At 70.5% G+C, this 20,029-nt stretch carries 22 protein-coding genes; 8 read left to right on the top strand and 14 right to left on the bottom strand.

Features of this window, described 5'->3' with window-relative positions; genetic code table 11:
- Positions 1–58: 58 nt before the first annotated feature.
- Complete coding sequence (locus QFZ29_RS15445; protein WP_306894929.1) at positions 59–661, bottom strand: TetR/AcrR family transcriptional regulator; 603 nt, start codon at positions 659–661, stop codon at positions 59–61.
- A gap of 144 nt (positions 662–805) precedes the next feature.
- Between QFZ29_RS15445 and QFZ29_RS15440 the strand changes: the two genes are divergently transcribed.
- On the top strand, positions 806–1,519 hold the full coding sequence (locus QFZ29_RS15440) for an SDR family oxidoreductase (RefSeq protein WP_306894928.1): 714 nt from the start codon (positions 806–808) through the stop codon (positions 1,517–1,519).
- Between the two features lie 38 nt (positions 1,520–1,557).
- On the opposite strand, the gene QFZ29_RS15435 is transcribed toward QFZ29_RS15440, so the two are convergent.
- From QFZ29_RS15435 to QFZ29_RS15425, 3 genes are read right to left on the bottom strand one after another with little or no spacing between them, the layout of a single operon-like run.
- Positions 1,558–2,013 (bottom strand): hypothetical protein, encoded by a 456-nt coding sequence (locus tag QFZ29_RS15435; RefSeq protein WP_306894927.1) that lies wholly within the window; start codon positions 2,011–2,013, stop codon positions 1,558–1,560.
- A gap of 56 nt (positions 2,014–2,069) precedes the next feature.
- Positions 2,070–2,861: a strictosidine synthase gene (locus QFZ29_RS15430; RefSeq protein ID WP_306894926.1), complete on the bottom strand. Its 792-nt coding sequence runs from the start codon at positions 2,859–2,861 to the stop codon at positions 2,070–2,072.
- A 32-nt stretch (positions 2,862–2,893) separates the two neighbouring features.
- Positions 2,894–3,754, bottom strand: coding sequence for an alpha/beta fold hydrolase (locus tag QFZ29_RS15425; RefSeq protein WP_306894925.1), 861 nt, complete (start codon positions 3,752–3,754; stop codon positions 2,894–2,896).
- A gap of 114 nt (positions 3,755–3,868) precedes the next feature.
- Between QFZ29_RS15425 and QFZ29_RS15420 the strand changes: the two genes are divergently transcribed.
- Positions 3,869–4,498 carry a TetR/AcrR family transcriptional regulator gene (locus QFZ29_RS15420; RefSeq protein ID WP_306894924.1) on the top strand — a complete coding sequence of 210 codons (630 nt, stop codon included), beginning with the start codon at positions 3,869–3,871 and terminating at the stop codon, positions 4,496–4,498.
- Here QFZ29_RS15420 and QFZ29_RS15415 read toward each other — a convergent pair.
- Both QFZ29_RS15415 and moaA read right to left on the bottom strand, forming a co-directional pair.
- On the bottom strand, positions 4,495–4,746 hold the full coding sequence (locus QFZ29_RS15415) for a MoaD/ThiS family protein (protein ID WP_306894923.1): 252 nt from the start codon (positions 4,744–4,746) through the stop codon (positions 4,495–4,497). The two genes, QFZ29_RS15420 and QFZ29_RS15415, sit on opposite strands and share 4 nt — an antisense overlap.
- A gap of 1 nt (position 4,747) precedes the next feature.
- A complete protein-coding gene (gene moaA / locus QFZ29_RS15410) occupies positions 4,748–5,815 on the bottom strand; it encodes a GTP 3',8-cyclase MoaA (RefSeq protein WP_306894922.1) in 1,068 nt (355 codons plus the stop codon).
- Positions 5,816–5,916: 101 nt separating this feature from the next.
- On the opposite strand from moaA, the gene QFZ29_RS15405 reads away from it, so the two are divergent.
- Genes QFZ29_RS15405 through QFZ29_RS15390 form a run of 4 tightly spaced genes read left to right on the top strand, consistent with a single transcriptional unit; the run spans position 5,917 to position 7,955 of the window.
- The gene (locus QFZ29_RS15405) at positions 5,917–6,510 is read left to right on the top strand and encodes a sulfite oxidase-like oxidoreductase (protein WP_306894921.1); all 594 of its coding nucleotides are present in this window, start codon (positions 5,917–5,919) and stop codon (positions 6,508–6,510) included.
- A complete protein-coding gene (locus tag QFZ29_RS15400) occupies positions 6,507–7,358 on the top strand; it encodes an FAD-binding oxidoreductase (RefSeq protein ID WP_306894920.1) in 852 nt (283 codons plus the stop codon). Before QFZ29_RS15405 ends, QFZ29_RS15400 begins: the two co-directional genes overlap by 4 nt.
- Positions 7,358–7,615 carry a DUF6510 family protein gene (locus tag QFZ29_RS15395; RefSeq protein ID WP_306894919.1) on the top strand — a complete coding sequence of 86 codons (258 nt, stop codon included), beginning with the start codon at positions 7,358–7,360 and terminating at the stop codon, positions 7,613–7,615. The genes QFZ29_RS15400 and QFZ29_RS15395 overlap by 1 nt, the downstream gene beginning before the upstream one ends.
- Positions 7,616–7,658: 43 nt before the next feature.
- Positions 7,659–7,955, top strand: a complete 297-nt coding sequence (locus tag QFZ29_RS15390; RefSeq protein ID WP_306894918.1) for a DUF503 domain-containing protein — start codon at positions 7,659–7,661, stop codon at positions 7,953–7,955.
- A 15-nt stretch (positions 7,956–7,970) separates the two neighbouring features.
- On the opposite strand, the gene hutI is transcribed toward QFZ29_RS15390, so the two are convergent.
- The 4 genes from hutI to hutH form a co-directional block, all read right to left on the bottom strand.
- Positions 7,971–9,218, bottom strand: a complete 1,248-nt coding sequence (gene hutI / locus QFZ29_RS15385) for an imidazolonepropionase (protein WP_306894917.1) — start codon at positions 9,216–9,218, stop codon at positions 7,971–7,973.
- A gap of 3 nt (positions 9,219–9,221) precedes the next feature.
- Positions 9,222–10,889 carry a urocanate hydratase gene (gene hutU, locus QFZ29_RS15380; RefSeq protein WP_306894916.1) on the bottom strand — a complete coding sequence of 556 codons (1,668 nt, stop codon included), beginning with the start codon at positions 10,887–10,889 and terminating at the stop codon, positions 9,222–9,224.
- Between the two features lie 92 nt (positions 10,890–10,981).
- A complete protein-coding gene (locus tag QFZ29_RS15375) occupies positions 10,982–12,541 on the bottom strand; it encodes a M23 family metallopeptidase (RefSeq protein WP_306894915.1) in 1,560 nt (519 codons plus the stop codon).
- 95 nt (positions 12,542–12,636) lie between these two features.
- The gene (gene hutH / locus QFZ29_RS15370) at positions 12,637–14,214 is read right to left on the bottom strand and encodes a histidine ammonia-lyase (protein ID WP_306894914.1); all 1,578 of its coding nucleotides are present in this window, start codon (positions 14,212–14,214) and stop codon (positions 12,637–12,639) included.
- Positions 14,215–14,304: 90 nt separating this feature from the next.
- Here hutH and QFZ29_RS15365 point away from each other — a divergent pair, with 90 nt between their 5' ends.
- A complete protein-coding gene (locus tag QFZ29_RS15365) occupies positions 14,305–15,087 on the top strand; it encodes an IclR family transcriptional regulator (protein WP_306894913.1) in 783 nt (260 codons plus the stop codon).
- 51 nt (positions 15,088–15,138) lie between these two features.
- Here QFZ29_RS15365 and QFZ29_RS15360 read toward each other — a convergent pair whose 3' ends face one another.
- Both QFZ29_RS15360 and QFZ29_RS15355 read right to left on the bottom strand, forming a co-directional pair.
- Positions 15,139–15,744, bottom strand: coding sequence for an antibiotic biosynthesis monooxygenase (locus QFZ29_RS15360; RefSeq protein ID WP_306894912.1), 606 nt, complete (start codon positions 15,742–15,744; stop codon positions 15,139–15,141).
- A 139-nt stretch (positions 15,745–15,883) separates the two neighbouring features.
- A complete protein-coding gene (locus tag QFZ29_RS15355) occupies positions 15,884–17,239 on the bottom strand; it encodes an acyltransferase family protein (protein ID WP_306894911.1) in 1,356 nt (451 codons plus the stop codon).
- Between the two features lie 220 nt (positions 17,240–17,459).
- Between QFZ29_RS15355 and QFZ29_RS15350 the strand changes: the two genes are divergently transcribed.
- Positions 17,460–17,963, top strand: coding sequence for a PaaI family thioesterase (locus QFZ29_RS15350; protein WP_306894910.1), 504 nt, complete (start codon positions 17,460–17,462; stop codon positions 17,961–17,963).
- 24 nt (positions 17,964–17,987) lie between these two features.
- On the opposite strand, the gene QFZ29_RS15345 is transcribed toward QFZ29_RS15350, so the two are convergent.
- Entirely contained in the window at positions 17,988–18,659 is a 672-nt protein-coding gene (locus tag QFZ29_RS15345; RefSeq protein ID WP_306894909.1) for a response regulator, read from the bottom strand.
- Positions 18,656–19,978, bottom strand: coding sequence for a sensor histidine kinase (locus tag QFZ29_RS15340; RefSeq protein ID WP_306894908.1), 1,323 nt, complete (start codon positions 19,976–19,978; stop codon positions 18,656–18,658). The genes QFZ29_RS15345 and QFZ29_RS15340 overlap by 4 nt, the downstream gene beginning before the upstream one ends.
- Positions 19,979–20,029 lie beyond the last annotated feature (51 nt).

Below are 20,029 nucleotides of genomic sequence, written 5' to 3'. Positions count from 1 at the left end.
CATCTCCGGAGAAGTAGTCGACGGCAAGTCTCGGGGCCGGCGCGGTCGCCCGCTGCGGTCAGTGCGGCAGGAGAACGCGCACTTGGCTTCTGATGTCCTCGAGGATCTCGTCGACCGAGCGGCCGATGTAGATGGTGGCCGCCATGCTGAGGAACATGATGGCGGAGACGATGTGCGCGAGGGTTGCCGCGTCGCCGGGGCTCGTGCGCTGGTCGCGTTGCAACACCGTCGCGATCGCCTCCTCGGTCTGCACGGTGAGGGCGAGCGCGTCGCGGTGGTATGGCTCTTCAGGGTCGCCGAAGACGATCTCCCGCAGGTAGGTGCGCCCGTTGTCGATCTGAGCGCGGTTGCATTCCACGACCGGGCGGACGATCGCCATCACCGCGTCGAGCGCGTCGGGAATGCCCTCGGCGGCTGCCCTGCCCTCCACAAGGGCGTGGACATAGCTGGAGTTCTGCACGAGCAGGAGCAGCTCGCCCTTGGTCTTGGCATAGAGGAACAGCGTGCCCGTGCCGATGTCGGCCTTGTCGGCGATCTGCTGGGTCGTGACCTCATCGACGCCGTGCTTCGCGAAGAGCTCGCCGGCCGCGGCGGTGATGCGCTCCAGCTTGTCTTGCTTGTTCCGCTCGCGCCGGCCGACCGGCTGTGGGGCGAGGGCCATGACCTGTCCTCCGGGGAATAGACTCTGATTCGACTCAGTTCTGATCATAGTCAGAACCGTGTGGGCTCGGATGTGCCTCGGTTCATTCTCCCACGAGCCGCACCGCCGGTGCGGATCAACTCCCGCAACAGAAAGAACGTGAATATGCCCTCACTCAACGGAGCCGTCGTCCTCATCACCGGGGCGAACGGCGGCATCGGAACGCACTTCGTGCACGAAGCGCTCGCCCGCGGCGCGCACAAGGTCTACGCCACCGCCCGCAACCCCCGCGCCTGGGACGACGAGCGAATCGTGCCCCTCACCCTCGACGTCACCGACCCGGCATCCATCCAGGCGGCCGTAGCGGCAGCCGGAGACGTGACCGTGCTGATCAACAACGCAGGCGCGAACCCGTCGACCCCAGGCATCCTCACCCACACGGATGAGGAGATCCGGAACAACGTCGAGACGAACTTCCTCGGCCCGCTGTTCCTTGCCCGCGCGTTCGCACCGATCCTGTCAGCGAGGGACGAATCCGTCATCATCGACATCCACTCCGCACTGAGCTGGTACGCCGTCGCAGGCATCTACAGCGCCACCAAGGCGGCCCTCTGGTCGGCCACCAACTCGCTGCGCCTCGAGCTCGCCCCCGAAGGAGTCCATGTGGTGGGCGTGCACGTCGGCTGGGTCGACACGGCGATGGCTGCGCACACCAGCGATCCCAAGACCGATCCGGCTGATCTGGTACGCACCGTATTGGATGCCGTCGAAGCCGGCGAGTACGAGGTGCTCGCCGACGGGACATCCGTGCAAATCAAGGCCGCCTTGAGCGGCCCGGTCGAGGCGCTCTACCCGGAGCTGCAGCGCACGAACGCCTGACGCCGCATGAATGAGGGCCGCAGCTTCTGCTGCGGCCCTCACTCGTGGTGAATGGTGTCAGCGTCGCTGATTGGCGATGCCGAGGTACTCGCCGAGGCGGTATTCCAGGTCGATGCCGGCCTGCTCCGCAAACGCCTGGAAGCCTGCGGCGCGAGTGAGGAATCCGGGCAGGGTGAGGGAGTTGGCGAACTCGCCGTAGGCGGCGACGAGGTCCGCATCCGGCGGTAGCGCCCGAATATCGCCTTCTCGCGGCTGGCGTAGCGCAGGTCGAACGCGAGCTCATTGCCGCCACCAAGGGTGCGGCCCCGGATCGTGGCGATGGTGATGTAGGGGCCTTGGAGAGTTTCAGGACCAGGTCGGTCCAGACCGGCACGGCTCCCTCGCTTTCGGGGGCAGGGAAAGTCGGCGGCCGCGGCGAGGTCGAAGTGGTTGTAGAAGAAGTCCGGCGCGCTGCTGTCGAACAGGACGACCTGGATGTCGGGATCGGTCGCCAACTCGTCGACGATCTCGGCGAGACGCAGGACGGTCTCTCCGACGATGAGGAGTTCGTCTATTCCTGGTACTGCGGAAGGATGACGCCGTCCTCGACGTAGGTCAGGGCCGCGGACACGTCGTAGGCGTGCACGGCGGACGCGAAACCGGACAGCTCGTCCGACAGCGAGGTGATCTCCTCGCCGGCGAAGAAGGCCGCCCGCGCGGCTCCGTCTTCGAAGCCGAGGATCAGCGAGGCGTGGAACCGCTGGTCGGTGGGGTTGTCGTGGGCGACGCTCGGGGTATCCCAGAGCTTCTCGTTCCAGGGCATGAACACCTGGGTCCGCAGTTCCGACACGCCTGCGCGCGCGAACGCGGGCACGAGTTCGTCGTTGATGTACCTACGGAACGCGCCGGTGCCGACGCCTTCTCTTTTCCGGAGGTAGACCAGGGCCCGAGCCCCGGTCTTCTCGCTGGGCCCGGCGACGTCGTACCAGCGGGTCGAGTTCGGCGGCCCGGCGTAGAGCAGGGTGCGCCGGAACACGTTGATCTCGTCCTTGTATGCCAGCCGGGTCTGCTTCCGGCCGAAAAGCGGCGACAGAGCCGACTGGAACGTGACCTCGGCGACGCCGTCGATTCTGCGGTCCGCGGGAATCGTGGTCTCGACGCCGGGGGTGGCGGGCCACAGCCCGGAATTGGTTGCGGCGAGATGGATCTGCCGGTACTCCTCGAACCCCGGTGTCGCCGAGATGATCTTGGAGTGTGGGCCCTTCCAGTACTCCATGCCAATTTGGCGAGGCTGGTCGGTGCGGACCCGGAGCAGGATCGATGACGCGAAGGGCTTCTTCGTGTACGGAATCGCGGTGGTCATTGCGTTTCCTTCGGGTGGTCTCGGATGCCGGGTCAGCGGTCGAGGAACTTGACCGCGACGGGCGCGAACCGGTCGTGGAACTGGAAGATGCCCCCGTGGCCGGAGTCGGGGTAGATGACCAGCTCGCTGCCCGTGATCCGGCGGTGCAGGTCTTCGGAGAGCACGGAGGGCACCATCCGGTCGTTGTCGCCGTTGGCGATCAGGGTGGGCTGGGTGAGCTTCGACAGGTCGGCGGGCGCCGAGCGCCCCCACTTCTTGATCGCGTTCAGCTGCGTCTGGAGCACCTTCACCGTGGCCGGGGCGTCACGGTCGACGGTGCGCTCCTGGAGCCGCTTCACGAAGGCCTTGCCAGCGGGCTTGCCCGTGGCGTTGCGGTTGAAGAAGAGGAACTCCTTCGGGTCGGACCCGGTCAGGGTCGCGCGGAGGATGTCCCAGTACGTGATTCCGGCGACCTTGTCGATGTCCTTGCCACCGGCGGGCCCGGTACCGGTCAGGACGAGCTTGCGGACCAGGTCGGGGTGCTTGACCACGAGCGCTTGGGCGACCATGCCGCCGAGGGAGAACGAGAAGACGTCGATCGTGTCGAACCCGAGCGCGCGGATGAAGGTGTAGGCGTCGTCGGCCATCGCCTCGACGCTGTCGGCCACCTTGCCGGTGGACGCGCCGACCCCGCGGTTGTCGAAGGTGATGACGTGGTGGTTCTTCGCGATCGGGTCGACGATGCGCGGGTCCCAGTTGTCGAGGTTCGCGGCGAGGTGGACGAAGAAGACGACGGGGATGCCGCCCTTCGGGCCGAGCTCACGGTAGGCGTACGTCACGCCTCCGGCGCTGACGGTGCGGGCCGGTGCCTCCGCGTAGGACGTGATGATCGGCGTGTTGCTGGGGGTGCTCATGATGAGGCTCCTCGTAGTGGTTCAGGACGAATTCGGGGTGGTGATGTCTTCCTCGGATACCCGAGTATACTCAACTATGAGTCAACTCAGTAATAATGTTCAAGGGAGGTCATCATGAGCGACGCTTTGATGCCGATCGGCCGCCGCGAGCGGGCCAAGCAGGACAAGCGCGAGCGCATCATGGTGGCCGCGCGCGAACTCTTCGCAGAACACGGCGTCGGTGGAGTCACGACACAGCAGGTCGCCGACCGTGCCGACGTTGCGATCGGCACCCTCTACCTGTACGCCGCGACGAAGGCGGAGCTGCTGATCATGGTGCAGAACCAGAAGTTCGCCGCCGCCATCGACACCGGCCTGGCCGCCGCATCCGTCACCACGAGGCGAAGCTCGCTGGAAGGCGTCATCGCGCTCATTCGCCCGGTGGTGGCGTGTGTGCGTGAGCAGGTCGAGAACGGACGCACCTATCTGCACGAGCTCTTCTTCGGGGATCCCACCGAGCCCTACCGACGCGAGGGGCTCGCCCTTTCAGTTCGACTCGAGGACGGCATCGCGCGCCTGCTCACACGCGACGAGCGAATCGACGGCCGGGATGCAGCGACGCTGGCACGCGTGATCACCGCGATCATCCACATCAGCACGACCGCCACCGTCTACCTGCACCGCAGCGACGACGCCGTGCTCGGCGACATCCGCGAACAAGTACGAGTCACCTTGTCGCTGCACGACGAGCCCTTGCCCAACTAGCCGCCGGCGAACGGCGGAAGCACGTCGACCTGTGCGCCGAGCGGTGCCGCAGCGTCGCGCTGCACGACCCCGTCGATGAGGAACGAGCCGTTGGCGACCACTCTGGCCATGGTGGCGCCATAGCGGCCGACGAGGAGCTCGCGCAGTTCGCCAACCGTCGCGCCGGCGGTGCCCGATGCGAACGTCTCCTCGTCGACACCCGTCGCCTCGGCGGCCGCGGCGAAGTAGCGGACGGTGACGGATGCCACGTCAGCCACCGATGCCGCCCATGGAACGCGCGGGGCGCACGAAGTCGTCGTCGTCGATGCCGTGGCCTGCCTTCTTGCCCCACATGGCGGCGCGCCAGCGATCGGAGATGGTCGCGTCGTCCGCTCCACCACGGAGGAGCGCGCGAAGGTCGGTCTCATCGTCGCCGAAGAGGCACGAGCGCACCGATCCCTCGGCGGTGAGCCGGGTGCGGTCGCACGCCGCGCAGAACGATCGCGTCACCGAGGCGATGATGCCGACCGTCGCCGGACCGCCGTCGACGAGCCAGTCTTCAGCGGGCGCCGACGGATCGTCGCGGCCGACGGCCTCGAGCACGAAGCGCTCGCCGAGCACGCGGAGGAGCTCGTCGGCGTCGACCATGTTGTCGCGTTTCCACGTCTCGTCGGCGTCGAGCGGCATCTGCTCGATGAACCGCAAGCGGCATCCGTGATCGATGGCCCACGCGAGCAGGGCGGGAGCGTCGTGCAGCGTCTCGCGCATCGCGACCGCGTTGATCTTGATCGGCCCGAGGCCCGCGCGGTGGGCCGCGGCGATGCCGGCGAGCACCGCGGGCAGCCGGTCGCGCCGCGTGAGCCGGGTGAAGTGCTCACGGTCGAGCGTGTCGAGCGAGACGTTGACGCGGCCGAGGCCCGCGTCGGCAAGCGCCTGCGCGCGCTTCTCGAGCCCGATGCCGTTGGTCGTGAGCGCAAGGGGCGTGCCCGGCGCGGCATCCGCACTGCGCTGGATGATCTCGACCAGGTCGCCTCGCGTGAGCGGCTCGCCCCCGGTGAAGCGCACCTCGCGCACGCCGAGGTCGCGCACCGCGATGCCGACGAGCCGGGCGAGTTCAGTCGCCGAAAGCAACTCGTCGCGGGGGATCACCGGAAGCCCCTCGGCCGGCATGCAATACGTGCAGCGCAGCGAGCAGGCCGAGGTGATCGAGATGCGCAGGTCGCGAGCGACGCGGCCGAAGCGATCGACGAGCCCCGGGACATCCGGTCGGCCCTCGATCGAGGGCGCAGCAGAAGGCGACCGGCGCACTGCCGGCTTGCCGAGCTGAATGGCCGCCATGCAACGAGTTTAAGCGGTTGCGCGTTTCCAACGGATGACAGCGGATGCCGCCGTCACTATCGTGAGACCCAGTGGCGTGAAACCCAAGGGGAGGAGTCGCAATGTCGTTCATCACCAGGGGGTTCAGCGGCCGAGGCCATGAACGCGACGAGCGCCTCCCACCCGGACAGACCCTCGCGCACGACTTTCCGGTGCTGTCGGCCGGGCCAACGCCCGAGATCGACACCGCCGAGTGGGAGTTCTCGATCGCGACCGAGACCGGCGGTGTGCACTCATGGAACTGGGAGCAGTTCATGGCGCTGCCGATCGAGGAGGTCGACACCGACATCCATTGCGTGACCCACTGGTCGAAGCTCGGCACGAGCTGGCGCGGCGTCTCGCTCGACACCCTCTTCGAGGACGTCGAGACCCAGTACGAGTACGTGATGGCGCACAGCTACGGCGGCTACACGACCAACCTCGCGCTCGACGACCTGCTCGACGGCAAGGCGTGGATCGCGTTCGAGTTCGACGGCGAGCCGCTCGACCCAGAGCACGGTGGGCCCGCGCGACTGCTCGTGCCGCACCTCTACTTCTGGAAGAGCGCGAAGTGGGTACGCGGACTCGTCATGATGGGCGAAGATGAGCCCGGATTCTGGGAGCAGAACGGCTACCACCTCCACGGCGACCCGTGGAAGGAAGAGCGCTACTGGTGAGCGACGCCTCGACCGCGACGGCGACGTCGGCGACGAGCGAGCCCGCACCGGCGCTCGCCGCCATGCCGCGCGCCGGCTGGCACGTCGCGACGGTCGTCGCCACGCGCCAGGAGACCGCGAAGGCGGCACGACTCGAACTCGACGTCGACGGATGGCCCGGCAACGCTGCCGGGCAGCACCTCGACCTCCGGCTCACCGCCCCCGACGGGTACACGGTGACCCGCTCGTACTCGATCGCCTCGTCGGGACCGGGCACCCGGGTCGTGCTCGCGGTCGACAAGCTGCCCGATGGGGAGGTGTCGCCGTTCCTCGTCGACGAGGTGCGTGTGGGCGACCGGCTCGAGGTGCACGGTCCGCTGGGCGCGTTCTTCGTGTGGCGCCCGGTGGATCGCGGGGCTGTTCGTGCGGCCGGCGATGGAGCCGGGGGCGCGGCATCCGCTCTCCGGGCCCGGCCGGTGCAGCTCATCGCGGGCGGCTCGGGCATCGTGCCCCTCTTCGCGATGGCGACTGCACACGCCGAGGCACGAGACCTCACGCCGTTCCGCATGCTGTACTCGGTGCGCACGCCCGACGACCTGTTCTTCGCCGAGGAGCTCATGGCGCTCGCCGCGGCATCCGACGTCTTCCGGCTCGATCTCGTCTACACCCGGCGCACGCCCGACGGGTGGCCGAACCTGGCCGGCCGGGTCACGCGTGCGGCGCTCGCAGCTGCGGTGCTTCCCGCCACCGAGCGGCCGATCGTGTACGTGTGCGGCTCGACGGGCTTCGTCGAGCGAGTCGCGAGCTGGCTCATCGAGCTCGGGCACGATGCCCGCGACATCCGTACCGAACGATTCGGAGGCATCTGATGCAGCACGTCGACGGCAACGCCATCGCCGGTCCGCTCGCCGAGTTCTTCGCATTCGACGTCACGACCGCGGTCGCGCGGTGCAACGGATGCGGCTCCGTCGCCGAACTCGCCCGCGCCATGGTCTATACGAGCCCTGCCGGATCGGTGCTGCGGTGCGCGTCGTGCGAGCAGGTGCTCGCCACCCTCGTCGAGTCCGACGACCGCGCGTGGATCGGGTTCAGCGGCGTGAGCGCGATCGAGGTGCGGCGCCGCTGAAGCGCCCGCTGAGGCGCCCGCTGCGGTCGGGAGGAATGAGCCTGTGTGGATCGGCTGGATGGAGTTCGACGTGCTGCTCGGCGACGTGCACTCGCTGAAGGGCAAGCGTGCAGTGCTGCGGCCGATCATCGCCGAACTCCGGCGGAACCTCGATGTGAGCGTCGCCGAGGTCGGCGATCACGACCTGCATCGGCGGGCGGAGATCGGGGTCGCGGTTGTCGCGGCGCACTCGGAACGAGTGACCGACGCGCTCGACCGCGCTGAACGGCTCATCGCCGAGCGACCCGAGATCACCTTGCTGTCGGCGCGCCGCAGGCTGCGTCACAGCGACGACGACTGAGCGCATGCGTCGGTGCTACCGAGCGCCGGGCCCCGTGACGACCGCCCCGCCCTTCCACACGCGGCTCACGAGCGGCACGCCCGGCCGGTAGGCGAGGTGCACGTGGCTCGGCGCGTCGAGCAGCACGAGGTCGGCGCGCGCACCGGCCCGGAGCGCCCCGACATCCGTTCGCCGCAGCGCCGCCGCCCCGCCGGCGGTCGAGGCCCACACGGCTTCGGCGGGTGTCATGCCCATGTCGCGCACGGCGACGGCGATGCAGAACGGCATCGAGCTCGTGAAGCTCGAGCCCGGGTTGCAGTCGCTCGCGAGCGCCACCGTGACTCCCTCGTCGATGAGGCGCCGCGCGTCGGGGTAGGGCTGCCGGGTCGAGAACTCGACGCCCGGGAGCAGGGTCGCGATCGTGTCGGATGTCGCGAGCGCCGCGACATCCGCGTCGCTCAGGTAGGTGCAGTGGTCGACGGATGCCGCGGCGAGCTCGACCGCGAGACGCACCCCGTCGCCCTCGCCGAGCTGGTTGCCGTGCACCCGAACGCCGAGTCCGGCGGCTGATCCCGCCTCGAGCACGCGGCGGGACTGCTCGGGCGTGAACGCACCGCGCTCGCAGAACGCGTCGACCCAGCGGGAGTGCGGCGCACACGCGGCGAGCATCTCGCCCACGACGAGGTCGACGTAGGCGTCGGCGCCGCCCTCGCGGTCGGCGTACTCGGCCGGAACCACGTGGGCACCGAGGAACGTCACCTCCTCGGTGACCTCCCGCGCAAGGCGCACGAGCCGTTCCTCGTCGGTGACGCTCAGGCCGTAGCCGGACTTGATCTCGAACGTGGTCGTGCCCTGCGCGTGCAGCTCGGCGACGAACGACGCGAGGCGAGCCCGCAGCTCATCATCGCTCGCGGCCCGGGTCGCGGCGACGGTCGAGCGGATGCCGCCAGCCTCGTAGCGGCGACCCGCCATGCGTGCGGCGAACTCCTCGGCGCGATCGCCGCCGAAGACGAGGTGCGTGTGGCTGTCGACGAACCCGGGGATGACCGCGCGGCCGCCCGCGTCGACGACCTCCGGCGCTCCAGGAGTGCCCTGCGCGGCCGCGGCGAAGCCCGGGTCATGCCCCGGGGTCTCGGCGGGGCCGACCCACGTGATGCGGTCGCCCTCGATCAGCACCGCGGCGTCGCGGATGATGCCGAGCCGGCCGCCGTCCCGAAGCGGCGCCGGGTCGTTCGTGACGAGCTCGCCGATGTTCGTGATGAGGAGTGCGCCGGCCCGCGTCATCCGTCAGCCTTCCTGCATCGGGATGCGCAGGCCGCGCTCGTGGGCGACCTCGACCGCGCGCTCGTAGCCGGCGTCGACGTGCCGCATGACGCCCGTGCCGGGGTCGTTCACGAGCACGCGCTCGATCTTCTCGGCCGCGAGCGGGGTGCCGTCGGCGACGATCACCTGGCCGGCGTGGATCGAGCGGCCGATGCCCACGCCGCCGCCGTGGTGGATCGAGACCCACGTCGCGCCCGAGGCCGTGTTGAGCAGGGCGTTCAGGAGCGGCCAGTCGGCGATCGCGTCGGAGCCGTCGGCCATCGCCTCGGTCTCGCGATACGGCGAGGCGACCGAGCCCGAGTCGAGGTGGTCGCGGCCGATCACGACCGGTGCGCTGAGCTCGCCCGAGGCGACCATCTCGTTGAACCTCAGCCCCGCGAGGTGTCGTTCCTTGTAGCCGAGCCAGCAGATGCGGGCCGGCAGGCCCTCGAAGTGCACCTTCTCGCCGGCCTTCGTGATCCAGCGGCGGAGGTGCTCGTCGTCGGGGAAGAGCTCGAGGATCGCCCGGTCGGTCGCCGCGATGTCGGCGGGGTCGCCCGAGAGCGCCGCCCAGCGGAACGGCCCCTTGCCCTCGGCGAAGAGCGGGCGGATGTACGCGGGCACGAACCCCGGGAACGCGAAGGCGCGGTCGTAGCCGCCGAGCTCGGCCTCGCGGCGGATCGAGTTGCCGTAGTCGAACACCTCGGCGCCGGCATCCTGGAACCCGACCATCGCCTCGACGTGCTTCGCCATGCTGGCGCGCGCTCGCCGCGTGAAGTCTTCGGGGTCGGATGCCGCGAGCTCGTGCCACTCGGCGACGGTAACCCCCTCAGGCAGATACGACAGCGGGTCGTGGGCGCTCGTCTGGTCGGTGACGATGTCGATCGGCACACCGCGTGCGAGCAGCGCGGGGAACACGGTCGCCGCGTTGCCGACGACGCCGACCGAGAGCGGCTGGCGCTCGTCCTTCGCCGCGAGCACCCTCGCGACCGCGTCGTCGAGGTCGACGGCGAGCTCGTCGAGGTAGCCGTGCTCGACCCGGCGCGCGAGCCGGGTCTCGTCGACGTCGACGATGAGCACGACTCCCTCGTTCATCGTGACCGCGAGCGGCTGCGCGCCGCCCATGCCGCCGCACCCGCCGGTGAGGGTGAGCGTGCCGGCGAGCGACCCTTCGAAGCGGGCGCGCGCGATCGCGCCGAACGTCTCGTACGTGCCCTGCAAGATGCCCTGCGTGCCGATGTAGATCCACGAGCCGGCCGTCATCTGCCCGTACATCGTGAGGCCGAGCTGCTCGAGCCGGCGGAACTCGGGCCACGTCGCCCAATCCCCGACGATGTTCGAGTTGGCGATGAGCACACGCGGAGCCCACTCGTGCGTGCGGAAGACGCCGACGGGCTTGCCCGACTGCACGAGCAGCGTCTCATCGGACTCGAGCCCCTCGAGCGTGCGCACGATCGCGTCGAACGACTCCCAGTTGCGGGCGGCCTTCCCGGTGCCGCCGTAGACGATGAGGTCGTCGGGGCGCTCGGCCACCTCGGGGTCGAGGTTGTTCATGAGCATGCGCAGCGGCGCCTCGGTCTGCCAGCTCTTCGCGGTGAGCTCGGTGCCGCGTGCTGCGCGGACGGTGCGCCGGGTGGTGGGTGCGTCGGTCATGTTCCGATCTCACCGCACGCGGCATCCGGCGACAACGGATGCCGCGGCCAGCCCGTCTGGGATCCCAGACCAACCCAGGATGTCCGGTCGACTCAGCCGAGGCGGATGCCGCGAGCGGCCATGAACGGCTCTGCGTCGATCGCGACACCGCCGAGGCGAACCTCGAAGTGCAAGTGGCAACCGGTGGAGGCGCCGGTACTGCCGACCGTGCCGATGAGCTGTCCGGGCGAGACGATCTGGCCGTCCGAGACGAAGACGCCGCCGACGGCGAGGTGCGCATAGCCGGTCGAGACCCCTGCACCGTGGTCGATCAGCACCCAGTTGCCGTAGCTGCCGTTGGGACGCGCCTCGAGCACGGTGCCGCCGGTCGCGGCGAACAACGGGGCGCCGCAGCTCGCGGCGATGTCGGTGCCGCGGTGGAACTCGTTCACGCCGGCAAGCGGCTTGTCGGGCCGCGGTCCGAATCCGTCGCTCTTGCGACCGGTGACCGGTGCAGCCCACCCCTGCTGGCTCAGCTGTCCGGCGTCGCGAGGCAGCGAATCGACGAGCACCACGCTCGTGGATGCGACTTGCGACTGCACGCTGGAGAGAGCAGCGCGCGCGGCGGTGACGGCGCTTTCGGCTTCGGCGACGGCCGCCTCGAGTGCGCCGACCGGCACGGCGTCGACCGCGTCCCAGGCGGCTTGGGCTTGGGCCTCGGATGCAGCGGCCTCTTCGGAGCGCTGCGCGGCGATCGCCTGCAGTTTCTCGACGTCACCGGTGATCTGGGTGACGCGCTGCACGCCCGCGAGCCCCGCGAGCAGGTCGTCTCCTGGGCCGAAGACGGCCTGCATCGAAGTCATCGCGGCGCCGTCGCCTTGCGAAGCCGCCAGGAAGGCGCGAGTCGCGATGTCGGCCTGCTCACGATCCGCATCGGCGAGTGTCTGTACATGTTCGGCGATGCCGCGGGCGACCTCACGCGTGGAGACGGCGGCGGCCAGTTCGGCTTCAGCGCCGCGGAGCGTCGCCTCCGCGGTGTCGACCGCCGTGCGCGCCGCGAGCAGGGCGCCGAGGTTCGGGTCGACGGCGGAACCGATGCGGGCGACCGGGCCGTTGCCGAAAAAGAGCGGGGGCGCCGTGGGTGCGGGCGGCGCGGCGTTCGCGGTCGGGGCCGGCGGCTCTTCGGTCGGCGTGGGCTCTTCGGTCGGCGTGGGCTCTTCGGTCGGCGTGGGCTCTTCGGTCGGCGTGGGCTCTTCGGTCGGCGTGGGCTCTTCGGTCGGCGTGGGCTCTTCGGTCGGCGTGGGCTCTTCGGTCGGCGTGGGCTCTTCGGTCGGCGTGGGCTCTTCGGTCGGCGTGGGCTCTACGGTCGGCGCGGGCTCTACGGTCGGCGCCGGCTCTACGGTCGGCTCGGTCGTCGGCTCGGGCTCACTCGGTGCGGGCTGCTCCGGCTCGGGCGGCGGCTCGCTCGGTGCGGGCTCTGGCGTCGGCGTCGGCTCGCTCGTCGCGGTGGCCTCGGGTGCCGGAGCGGGAGGCGCCGGCTCCTCGGCACTCGCCGGACTGACCCCCACGAAGCTCAGCATGACCACCGTGGTGAAGGTCGCGAGCGCGACCCCTCGCCGTCGAGCGACTCGCACTCGCAACGGTCGGTTCGGGCTGGATTCGGATCGGCTCAACGAAATCATCTTCATTCGGGTTGTCATCTCGGGCGACGACCACCCCAGTCTGCCATCGAGACAATGGCACCACAACGCCCCGTTCCGGGGACATGTCAGTCGAGTCGCCCGGTGACCGATGCCACGGTCGCGACGACCTCGCCGTCGCCCACGAGTGCCGAGATCGCCTCGATCTCAGGCGAGAGGAAACGGTCGGGTCCGGGCCTTGCACCCACGCGGTCGACGAGCCGCACGATCTCTCCGGTCGCGGCCCCGGGCTCCAGCGGAGCGCGCAGCGCGAGTCCCCGCGCCGCGGTCATCACCTCGATCGCGAGCACCCGAGTGAGGCCGTCGATCGACCGGCGGAGCTTCCGTCCGGCCGCCCAGCCCATCGACACGTGGTCCTCCTGCATCGCCGACGAGGGGATCGAGTCGACGGAGGCCGGCACCGCGAGCCGCTTCAGCTCCGACACGATGCCCGCCGCGGTGTATTGGGCGATCATGAGTCCCGAGTCCACGCCGACCTCGTGTGCGAGGAACGGCGGCAGGCCCTGGTTGCGGGCGCGGTCGAGGAACCGGTCGGTGCGTCGCTCGCTCATGCTCGCGACATCCGCCACCGCGATCGCGAGGAAGTCGAGCACGTAGCCGACCGGCGCGCCGTGGAAGTTGCCGTTGGACTCGACGCGGCCGTCGAGGGTGAGCACGGGGTTGTCGATCGCGCTCGCGAGCTCGGCACGGGCGACGGATGCCGCGTGCGCGACCGTGTCGCGCGCGGCGCCGTGCACCTGCGGGGCGCACCGCAGCGAATACGCGTCTTGCACGCGAGTGCACTCGGGGCCCTTGTGGCTCGCGACGATCGGCGAGCCGGCGAGCAGCCGTCGCAGGTTCGACGCGGAGTCCGCCTGGCCGGCCTGCGGGCGGAGCGCGTGCAGGTCGGCGGCGAAGACAGCATCGGTGCCCAGGAGTCCCTCGACGCTCATGGCGGCGGCGATGTCGGCGGTGGTGAGGAGCATCCGCAGGTCGTCGATGGCGAGGGCGAGCATGCCGAGCATGCCGTCGGTGCCGTTGATGAGGGCGAGCCCCTCCTTCTCGGCGAGGCGGAGCGGCGTGATGCCGGCGGCGGCGAGGGCTTCTGCGGCGGACACGAGGTGGCCGTCGGCGACCCGCACCTCACCCTCGCCCGTCGCGACGAGGGCGCAGTGCGCGAGGGGGGCGAGATCGCCCGAGCAGCCGAGCGAGCCGTACTCGCGCACGACCGGGGTGATGTCCGCGTTGAGGATCGCCGCATAGGTCTCGGCGGTCTCGCGTCGCACGCCCGTGCGCCCGGTCATGAGGGTTGAGAGGCGCAGCAGCATGAGTGCCCGCACGACCTCGGTCTCGACTTCGGCGCCCGAGCCGGCGGCGTGCGAGCGGATGAGGCTCGCCTGCAGCTGGGCGCGGCGGTCGGCGGCGATGAACGTCGTCGCGAGCGCGCCGAATCCCGTCGAGATGCCGTAGTGCGGCTCGGGGTCTTCAGCGAGTCCCTCGATGATCGCCCGGCTCGCGGCCACGCCGTCGAGCGCTGCAGGGTCGAGCACGACGGATGCCCCGTGGCGGGCCACGGCGACGACCTCGTCGATGCCGAGCGGACCGGTGGCGACGGTGACGGATGCGGCGGCGCGATGGGGTGCTGATGCAGGTGCGGTGGTGCTCATGCATCCGATTCCACACCGCGCTCGCGCGCGCGGGAATGCCGTGCTCGCGGCATCCGTCCGGGATCCCGGACACGGGCGTAGGCTGCCGCTGTGAGCGAATCGACGAAGGTGCCCGCGGCCGACCAGACGCTCGCGATCCTCATCCACCTCGCGGCTCAGCGCGGTCCGGTGCCCGCCGCGACGATCGCCACGGCCCTCGGCCTGCCGCGCTCGACCGTCTACCACCTCCTCGCCGTCATGCAGGAGCGCGGCTTCGTGCTGCATCTTCCCGAGGAGCGGCGCTACGGACTCGGCGTCGCGGCATTCGAGCTGTCGAGCGGCTTCTCGCGGCAACAGCCGCTCGCGAGACTCGGGCGGCCGCTCGTCGCCGCGATCGTCGACCGCCTCGGCGAGAGCGGCCACCTCGCCGTGCTGCACGGATGCGATGTGGTCTACCTCGTCGAGGAGCGCGCTCCCCGGCGGCCGTCGCTCGTCACCGACGTGGGCGTGCGGCTGCCCGCGCACCTCACGGCGACCGGCCGCGCGATGCTCGCCGAGCTCCCGCCGGCGCAGTTGCGAGCGCTGTATCCCGATCGTGCGGCGTTCGAGTCGCGGCATCCGGCGCCCGAAGGGGATGCCGCCGAATGGAACTACGGACGACTGAAGCGCGTGCTGGCCGAGGTTCGTGCGCGCGGCTCGGCGCACGAGGACGGTGAGGTCACCTCGGGGCTCGCCTCGGTCGGGGCGGCGGTCGTCGACCACCTCGGCTGGCCCGCGGCGGCGATCGCGATCACCTACCCCGACGACGCCGCGCGCGAGTTGCTGGCCGAGGCGGTGCCTGCGGTGAAGGAAGCGGCGGCGACCCTCTCGCGACGGATCCGCGGCGTGCGCTGACGGATGTCGCGTGCGGGCGTGGCCCTGCCGGCGCCCGCGCTGCGCGCGCCGCTACTCAACCACCGGGTGGCGCGCGAGCCAGGGGCGCAGCGTGCGGGTCACGAGGGGGAGCACCCAGTACGTCATGACGGGAGTGAGCACGAGCGTCGTGGCGAGGGCGCGCACCCAGATCGGCAGTTCGCCCCAGCCGGGCACGGGCGCGACGACGTAGGCGAAGAGCAGGTTCACCGGGAAGAAGCCGAGCCAGATGGTCACGGCTTGCTTCCAGCGGGGTGGTGCTGCGGTGACGGCGGCGTCGTGGGATGCGGATGCCGCGGCATCCGTCACGGGAATCGACCCCGTCGCCGGCTCGTCGAACCAGCCCTCGATGCCCGTGCGGCGCCTGCTGCGCTCGGAGCGCACGAAGCCCTCGCCCATCGAGAGCCACCAGCTGCGCTCGGGCGACTGCTCCCACGCCTCGAGCGTCTGCTCGTTCGCGAACCGGTAGAGCATGTGCCAGACCTGCGACTGCTCGCCCGCGCGCACCCAGCCGGAACCGAGGAATCCCGGGTACTTGTTCGCGAGGTTCACCCCCGTCTGCACCCAAGCCGTCGCCTCGGAGATGCGCGCCGGGTCGACCTCGCGCCGGATCGACACGGTGATCGGATCAGTCGCCATGCTCCCATCCCACCTCATGCGCATTTCGAAGCGGTAACGGATGCCGCGGCGAGCTCTCTCGATCACGTGGTGGAGGGGCCCTCGGTACTCCGTGGGCCCCTCCGAGATCGAGTGTACCCAGCTCGCCGTTACCGGTCTGTTACATTTTGCGCACTGTTCGGGAAGGCTTCATGCCGGGCGACACCGACGCGGTGCGGCCTCGGGAGAGTGTGGCGCTGCCGCGGAGCGAGATGATGAGCAGCGCGAGCGCGATGAGCGCCGGAATCGGCCCGAACCCGGCGATGAGGAGCACCGCGACGCCCGCCACGGCGCACGCGGCATCGACGACGGTGGAGCGCCCTTGCGGCAGCGCGAGGGCCGGCCGGCCGGCCTCTCGCCGCGATCCCCGCGGCCCTCGCTCGAACCGACCCATCGCAAGCGCCACGGGCACGACGGCCATGGCCGCGACGGTGAGCCAGATCGGCCGGGTCGCCCACCACTCGAGGCTCAGCGGCTCGGGCAGCGGCACTCCGAACGTCGACTCGGCGACGAGGCTCGCACCCGCGAGCGCGATGAGCACGGGCATGTGCCACAGGTAGACCGTCATGGCGCGCTCGCCGACGGCCGAGACGAGCCGCGAGGCATCCGGTCCATCGGTCACATCACGCAACCGAGGTCGCACGAGCTGGAAGAGCGCGAGCTGCGCGATGCCGAGCACGACGAGGCACACCGTGGGCGGGTTGAGGTTCTCGAGCATGTCGACGTCGTAGGGGCCGATCACGGTGAGCACGGTGAGGAAGGCGAGCGACCCGGCGGCCACGGCACCGAGCGTGCTGCGCCGGACGCGATCGATCCCGCCGTCGGCGAGCCAGAAGCCGAGCTGCTGCACGAGCAGCCACACGAGGAGCAGATTGACGAACCCGATCCCGTCGATGCCGGTCGCCATCCGCACGACGTCGACCGAGACGACGGCCGCGAGCAGGGCCACGGGGGTGAGCACCCTGGCCCGCTCGTGCGCCCGGACGAGCAGCGGCACGAGCGCCGAGGTCGCGACGTAGACGCCGAGGAACCACAGCGGCTGGCCGATGCGGAACCCCGCGGTCGCGACGATGTCCGCCGGCATCCCCGACATCGTGAGCGCGATGACCGCCACGGCGACGACGATCACGAGCGCGATCGCCGGGCGCACGAGTCGCTCGAGCCGAGCACGCACGTACTCGCTGCTGCTCGCCCCTCGCGCTCGCATCGACTGCCAGTGGCGGTAGCTCGAGAAGCCGCCCGCGATGAAGAAGAGCGGCATGATCTGCACGACCCAGCTGACCGGGCCGAACCACGCCTGGCCGTCTAGGGCGTTCTGCAGGATCGGTCCGTCGGGGCCGACGCTCACGCCGACCATCGTCGCGTGCAGGGCGAACACCGCGACGAGCAGCACGACCCGGATCGCGTCGATGCTGGAGTCCCGGTGAACCCTGGTGGGGGCGGATGTCGCGATGCGGCGTCCGAGCGTGTCGGTCATGACCGGTCCCTTCCTGGCGGTTCCTCCGCCCACGAGGGCAGGTTAGGAACGCGGTATCGGTGAGCCCATCACCCCGGGGAGCCATTCCCGACCCCTACCGGGGTAGGGGTCGCGCGCCCGCTCCAGCAGTCGGAATCAGGGCTTTACGCGGCGGCCTCGCAGGACGACGCTGGGTGGACGACTCAAGCGGGCGGTCCGCTTCGTCGGGGAAGAGGGCGCCATGACCGACGCGACAGCACTCAGGAGCAAGTCGTTCGAGTGGGTCGATCCGCTCGCGATCGCCCATCAGGTGGTCGGCATGAGCGGCCTCGAGTACCTGCATGCGGTGCGCGACGGGACGGCGGCATGGCCGCCGATGGGGGTGCTCATGAACTTCGAGCTGGCCGAGGCCGAACGTGGGCGCGTGGTCATCACGTGCACCCCCGGCGAGGAGCACTACAACCCGCTCGGCATCGTGCACGGCGGACTGCTGTGCACGCTGCTCGACACGGTCATCGGCTGCGCGACGCACACGACGCTCGAGCGAGGCACCGGGTACACGTCGATCGAGCTCAAGGTCAGCTACCTGCGGCCGGTCACGCTCGACACGGGCCCGCTGAGGGGCACGGGAACCGTCACGAAAGACGGACGGCGCGTGGTCTTCGCCGAGGGCACTGTGACCGACGAGGACGGGAACCTCGTCGCGACCGCCTCGAGCTCGCTGCTGGTGCTGTCGCCCAGGTGATCGAGGATCGGGGTCAGGAACCGGTCAGGATCCGGGCTGCACGAGCCCGGTGTCGTACGCGAGCACGACGGCGTGCACGCGATCGCGCAGCCCGAGCTTCTGCAGCACCTTGCTCACGTGCGTCTTCACCGTCTGCTCGGCGATGAAGAGCGCCGCAGCGATCTCGGAGTTCGACAGGCCGCGGCCCACGAGGGTGAGCACTTCGCGTTCACGCTCGGTGAGTGCGGCGAGCCGGGTGCCCGACGGCCGCGGCGGCGGCCCCGACCGGGCGAAGTCCTCGATGAGGCGACGGGTGACGCTCGGGGCGAGGAGGGCATCGCCGCCGGCGACGATGCGCACGGCGGCCACGAGCTCTTCAGGAGTTGCGTCCTTCAGGAGAAACCCGCTCGCCCCGGCGCGCAGCGCCTCGTAGACGTAGTCGTCGATGTCGAACGTCGTGAGCATGAGCACGCGCGGCACGTAGTCGGAACTGCGCGGCGGGGTCTGCAGGGCGCGGGTCGCCTCGATGCCGTTCTGCAGCGGCATCCGCACGTCCATGACGACCACGTCTGGGCGCAGGCGCTGCGCGAGCGAGACCGCCTCGACCCCGTCGGCGGCCTGGCCCACCACCTCGATGCCCGGTTGCGCCGCGAGCACGGCGGCGAACCCGGCTCGCACCATCGCCTGATCGTCGGCGATCAGCACCGAGATCGTCACGCCATTCCTCCGTCGGGCTCGAGCGGCAACGTCGCGAGCACCCGGAACCCGCCCCCGGGCTGCTCGCCGAACTCTATGCTGCCACCGAGCAGCGCCGCGCGCTCGCGCATGCCGATGAGCCCCTGGCCGCCGTCGCCCTTCACGTCGAGTGCAGCGGCATCCGGTGATGCGTCGTTCTCGATGCCCACGACGAGATCGCCCGCGAGCACTTCGGCCGACACGTGGGTCGCGGCACCGGGTGCATGGCGCACGACGTTGCTGAGGGCCTCCTGCACGATGCGGTAGGCGGCGGTCGCCGCGAGTCCGCCCTCGGGGAGTCGATCGCCGAGCTCGAGCGTCACGGGCACTCCGGCGCGTTCGACGGATGCCGCGAGCGCCGGCAGCTCGGCGAGACCGGGCTGCGGCGCGGTGTCGGCCGCGGCATCCGCGCTCCTCAGCACGCCGAGGAGTTGCCGCATCTCGGCCATCGCGGTGCGGGCGGAGGTCGCGATCTCGGCGAACTCGGCTCGCGCGCCGTCGCTGAGCCCCTCGACGCGATAGGGCGCGCTCGTGGCCTGCACGTGGATGATCGAGAGCCCGTGCGCGACCACGTCGTGGAGCTCACGGGCGATGCGGGTGCGCTCCTCGACGAGGATGCGGCGCTGCTGCTCGTCGGCGGAGTGCGCGCGCTCGCGGAACAGCTCGACGCCGATCACCCGCCGTTGCGCGATGGCCACGGCGACCGCGAGCGCCAGGGCGGTGATCGCGGCTCCCGTCACGGCGTTGCCGGCTGCGCCCGCGTCGACGAACCCGAACGGGGCGGTGACGAGCATGGTCGCCGCCCAGGCGGCGAGTCCCTGCCACCACGGCGCGAGGAGGCCGAGCACGACGAGGAGTGCGCCCTGCCCGATGATCGCCGTGACCGGCCATGGCCACGGGGCACCGTCGGAGCCGGCCGAGAGCAGCGCGAAGGTCAGCAGGCCTGCGGTCGCGAGGCCGATCGCGAGCCACGGCAGCCGGATCGCGAGCGGGATCGCCGCCGAGAGCAGGAGGCTCGTGCCGAACGCCGCGAGGAGGTGCACCCCGTAGACGGTCGCGGCGAGCGGCACCGACACGGTGAAGAGCATGAAGGCGAGCAGCGACGTGGTCACCCACATCCACGCGCGGAACTGGCGCTCTTCGTCGGCGCGGTCGACCGCGCCTTCGGCGATCTGCGCGGGCGTCGCTCTTGGCACTCGCGGCGGCTTGGGCGGCTTCGGCGGCTCGGGCGCCTGTGGCGGCGCGGACGGCTCGGGCACCGTGGGAATGGCGCGCTGGTCGGTGTTCTGGCTCTCGTGCATCGTGCGAGTCACTCTTCCACGCGGCATCCGCGCCTGCATCCCTCCGCCGAA

The sequence above is a fragment of the Agromyces albus genome (assembly GCF_030815405.1).
In the GTDB taxonomy this organism is placed as follows: domain Bacteria; phylum Actinomycetota; class Actinomycetes; order Actinomycetales; family Microbacteriaceae; genus Agromyces; species Agromyces albus_A.
This window is presented reverse-complemented; position numbering and strand designations above follow the sequence as displayed.

Bases quoted from the DNA above. Each gene is read 5' to 3' on its own strand.
- hutI (WP_306894917.1), bottom strand. From the start codon at position 9,218: ATGACGCGGGCCGGCGCACTCCTCATCACGAACATCGGCGAGCTCGTC.
- QFZ29_RS15395 (WP_306894919.1), top strand. From the start codon at position 7,358: ATGCAGCACGTCGACGGCAACGCCATCGCCGGTCCGCTCGCCGAGTTC.
- QFZ29_RS15355 (WP_306894911.1), bottom strand. From the start codon at position 17,239: ATGACCGACACGCTCGGACGCCGCATCGCGACATCCGCCCCCACCAGG.
- QFZ29_RS15425 (WP_306894925.1), bottom strand. From the start codon at position 3,754: ATGAGCACCCCCAGCAACACGCCGATCATCACGTCCTACGCGGAGGCA.
- QFZ29_RS15350 (WP_306894910.1), top strand. From the start codon at position 17,460: ATGACCGACGCGACAGCACTCAGGAGCAAGTCGTTCGAGTGGGTCGAT.
- QFZ29_RS15445 (WP_306894929.1), bottom strand. From the start codon at position 661: ATGGCCCTCGCCCCACAGCCGGTCGGCCGGCGCGAGCGGAACAAGCAA.
- hutH (WP_306894914.1), bottom strand. From the start codon at position 14,214: ATGAGCACCACCGCACCTGCATCAGCACCCCATCGCGCCGCCGCATCC.
- QFZ29_RS15405 (WP_306894921.1), top strand. From the start codon at position 5,917: ATGTCGTTCATCACCAGGGGGTTCAGCGGCCGAGGCCATGAACGCGAC.
- moaA (WP_306894922.1), bottom strand. From the start codon at position 5,815: ATGGCGGCCATTCAGCTCGGCAAGCCGGCAGTGCGCCGGTCGCCTTCT.
- QFZ29_RS15360 (WP_306894912.1), bottom strand. From the start codon at position 15,744: ATGGCGACTGATCCGATCACCGTGTCGATCCGGCGCGAGGTCGACCCG.
- hutU (WP_306894916.1), bottom strand. From the start codon at position 10,889: ATGACCGACGCACCCACCACCCGGCGCACCGTCCGCGCAGCACGCGGC.
- QFZ29_RS15340 (WP_306894908.1), bottom strand. From the start codon at position 19,978: ATGCACGAGAGCCAGAACACCGACCAGCGCGCCATTCCCACGGTGCCC.
- QFZ29_RS15430 (WP_306894926.1), bottom strand. From the start codon at position 2,861: ATGACCACCGCGATTCCGTACACGAAGAAGCCCTTCGCGTCATCGATC.
- QFZ29_RS15420 (WP_306894924.1), top strand. From the start codon at position 3,869: ATGAGCGACGCTTTGATGCCGATCGGCCGCCGCGAGCGGGCCAAGCAG.
- QFZ29_RS15440 (WP_306894928.1), top strand. From the start codon at position 806: ATGCCCTCACTCAACGGAGCCGTCGTCCTCATCACCGGGGCGAACGGC.